Below are 3541 nucleotides of genomic sequence, written 5' to 3'. Positions count from 1 at the left end.
CGCCCGTCAGCGCAGCTTCGTCGTGCGCAGCGCGGCGTCCGCCGGCGGCGGCTGGAACGTATCCGCCCGCGCCTGCGGCCAGTACGTGGCGAACACGGCCGCGTCGGGCGCGCCGTCGAGCAGCGCCCCGGGTTCCATGAACGGGTAGAGTTCACGGTACGAGCGCACCTCGCTGCGCGAGATCCGCCGGACGATATGCTCCGGGCCGAGCTCGGCGGTGTCTTGCAGGCCCGTGGCCGCGATCATCTCCGCGAGGGCATGGAGTGTGTTGCGGTGGAAGCGGGCCACCCGCCGGGACTTGTCGGTGACATCCAGGTTGGCGCCGCGGCGCGGGTCCTGCGTGGCCACACCGCTGGGGCAGCGGTCGGTATGGCAGGACAGGGCCTGGATGCAGCCCAGCGAGAACATGAATCCCCGTGCCGCGTTGCACCAGTCGGCACCGAGGGCGAGTGTGCGCGCGATGTGGAATGCGGAGGTGATCTTGCCGGCCGCGGCCACCCGGATGTGGGGACGCAGGCCGGTTCCGACCAGGGTGTTGTGCACGAGCAGCAGGGCGTCGGTGAGCGGCATGCCAAGGCGGTTGACGAATTCCAGCGGGGCCGCGCCGGTGCCGCCCTCGCCGCCGTCCACCACCACGAAGTCCGGGCGCTCGCCGGTCTCCAGCATCGCCTTGACGATGGCGAACCACTCCCACGGGTGTCCGAGAGCAAGCTTGATGCCCACCGGTTTATCACCGCAGAGGTGCCGGAGCGTGGCGATGAAGTCCATCATCTCCAGGGGGGTGCGGAACGCCGAGTGCGAGGCGGGCGAGACCACGTCCCGACCGGCCGGGACTTCCCGTGCGGCGGCGATCTCGGGGCTTACCTTGGCGGCAGGCAGGATACCGCCGTGCCCGGGCTTGGCGCCCTGGGAGAGCTTGATCTCGATCATCCGCACCGATTCCCGGCGGGCGTTCTCGCGGAAGCGCTCCGGGTTGAACCGGCCGTCGTCCGTCCGGCAGCCGAAGTAACCGGAACCGATTTCCCAGACCAGGTCCGCGCCGTGGCTGAGGTGGTAGCGGGATATCGAGCCCTCGCCGGTGTCGTGGTAAAAGCCGCCCTCCCTGGCACCGGCGTTCAGTGCGGTGATGGCGTTGGCGGACAGCGCACCGAAGCTCATCGCCGATATATTCAGGACACTCGCGGAGTAAGGCTGCGCGCGGTCCTCGCCGACGGTGATACGGAAGTCGCCGTCCGCCACCGGGGCAGGCGCGAGGGAGGGGCTGATCCACTCATAGCCCTCGGTGTACATGTCGAGCAGGGAGCCGAAGGGTTTCTTGTCATGGACGTTCTTGGCGCGCTGGTAGACGACCGCGCGCTGCTCGCGGGAGAACGGCCGCTCCTCGGTGTCGGCCTGGATGAAGTACTGGCGGATCTCCGGGCCGATGGACTCCAGGCAGTAGCGCAGGTGGGCGAGGACCGGGTAGTTGCGGCTCACGGTATGCCGGCGCTGCAGCAGATCCCAGGTGCCGAGCGCCGTGAGCGCGGCAAACACCGCGGCCGGCCATCCCCACAGCGGGTTGAATACCAGACCGGTCAGGGATACCGCGAGCCCGGCGATACTCGCCGCATAGGCGTTGTAGCGCGACGGCATACGGAACAGGGTGGGGCGGGCATTCATGGGACGGTCTCCTCCGGTCCGGGTGGCGGGAGCTTACTAACCGGATGACCGGTAACGCCACCCTCGGCCCGCGGGGCGCCGGGTGAGGGCGCCGAGTGTCCGGCCGCGTTCAGGTATCCGCGGCGATCAGCACCGCCGCGGCGGCGCGCAGTGCCCCGATGACGGCGCGTCGGCCGCTCACGCCGGCCCGGGCCGCCAGCTCGTCCCACGGCCGATGCTGGAGGAAACGCGCCACCAGCAGCTGTGCGCCGTCATCGTCGTCGGCATTGCCGGAGGACGCGGCGAGATGGTGCAGCAGCTTGCGCTGTACCGCTGGACCGGCGTCGTCCGGGCCGCGGTGGCCGTGGGAGAACGCGGCGATCGTGGTGCCGTCGGCATCGTCCGCTGCGCCGAAGTCGAGGCCCGGCATCAGGGCGGCCACAACGCCGGGATCGAGGGCCGTGAGCGGCCCGGCAAGACGCCAGGGTATGTCCCGGGCGAAGCGGGCGCGGGCGGTCTCGGTCAGGGTGGCGCCGTCGCCGGAGAGAGGGCGGAGCATGAACGCCGCGTGGCTGGCACTGGCCGCGTCCCGGCGATGACCGAGCTGTACGGCAGCCAGGCCGCAGCGCCGGTAGAAGCGCAACAGGGCGGGCGTGGCGCCGAAGACAGTGCCCAGGGTGTCCAGCCCGTCCTCCCGGGCAGCGCGCGCCATGGTCGCCATCAGCCGCTGCCCAGTGCCATGCCCGCGCAGTGCCGGGTGGACGGCGATACGGTGCACGCGCCGGTGACGCAGGGCGAGTGCCTGGCCCAGGCCGCCGTGGCCGGCGAGGGACTGGGGCAGGAGGTGACCCTGCAGGCGTCGTCGCCCGGCGAGGATATCGGTATGAAGTGCCTGCGGGAGCTCGCCCTCGTCCAGGGTTACCGCGGCGGCGACGATGTGGCCGTCGTCGTCCCGCGCGGCCCACAGCCCCGCATCCGGGGCCTCGAGGCTGCGCCGCAGATCGTCCGGGCGGGTCTGGTAGTGGGCATCGACCAGTAGTCCGTAGAACTCGCGCAGGGCGCTCTCATCCCGGGCCAGGGCGGCCGCCGGCTCACGACCGGTGGTGATCTGGCCGGTCGCGGGCATGGCGGCGAGATCAGCGGGCTCGGCGTCCAGGAGCAGGGCGCGGAAGAGCAGTGCCTCCAGGGGGTCGCCGTCCGCCCAGCGCACGGGCTGGGTCAGGCGGTGTTCCTGCCATTGCGGTGTACGCCGGTCGAGGGAGGCGAGAAAGCGCACGCGAAAGCCTGCACCGGTACCCTCGTAGCCGTGCACGGTGGTCGCGAATGCGATGCGCGGATAACGCGCCAACAGCCCATCGAGCATGGGGGCCGGCAGGCCCGCGGCCTCGTCGACGAGGAGCATCCCGGCGGGGCGGGGCTCGCGGATGAGCTGGTCCGGCGGGAGGTAACGCGGCCCCGGGCAGCCGTCCACCGTGGCGGCGGCGATCAGCGCCTCGGCGGCACGCCGGCGCGGCGCGGTTACGAGCACCGGCCCGGAACCGGCCTCCAGCAGGCGACGGGCCGCGATCCCGAGTGCGGTGCTCTTGCCCCGCCCCCGGTCAGCGATGAGCACGCACGGACGGTGGGGCGCCCCACCGGCGCCGGCAATGACGGCGGCCACCGCTGCGGCCTGATCGCTGGTGAGACAGGCGGGGTCGTCGCCCGCCGTGCCGGCGGCCGGCCGGGGCAATGCTGCCCCGGGGGCGGCGGGATATATCGCGACCTGGGGGTCTTCGCGCAGGCAGCGGACCAGGCGGTCGCGGAAATGACCGGCGGCGTCGGCGGGTTCGGCCGGCCAGGACAGGCGGCCTGCAAGTGCCGGGTCTGCAGAGCCCGGCCAGTCCTCGAGCGCCGGGGTGATTAT

2 protein-coding genes are annotated in these 3541 nt (G+C 72.0%); both read right to left on the bottom strand.

Annotated elements, in window-relative coordinates:
* Window positions 1-6: 6 nt before the first annotated feature.
* Window positions 7-1659 carry an FMN-binding glutamate synthase family protein gene (locus G7A99_RS13680; protein WP_163141029.1) on the bottom strand — a complete coding sequence of 551 codons (1653 nt, stop codon included), beginning with the start codon at window positions 1657-1659 and terminating at the stop codon, window positions 7-9.
* Window positions 1660-1768: 109 nt separating this feature from the next.
* On the bottom strand, window positions 1769-3541 hold a 1773-nt coding region (locus tag G7A99_RS13675; protein ID WP_163141026.1), incomplete at its 5' end, for a GNAT family N-acetyltransferase.

The organism is Arhodomonas sp. KWT, from assembly GCF_010993615.1.
Note: the sequence above shows the minus strand (reverse complement) of the source record. Positions and strands in the feature narration are given on the sequence as shown.

What these genes read in the sequence shown, in the direction of transcription:
- G7A99_RS13680 (WP_163141029.1), bottom strand. Translation starts at nt 1,659, where the DNA reads ATGAATGCCCGCCCCACCCTGTTCCGTATGCCGTCGCGCTACAACGCC.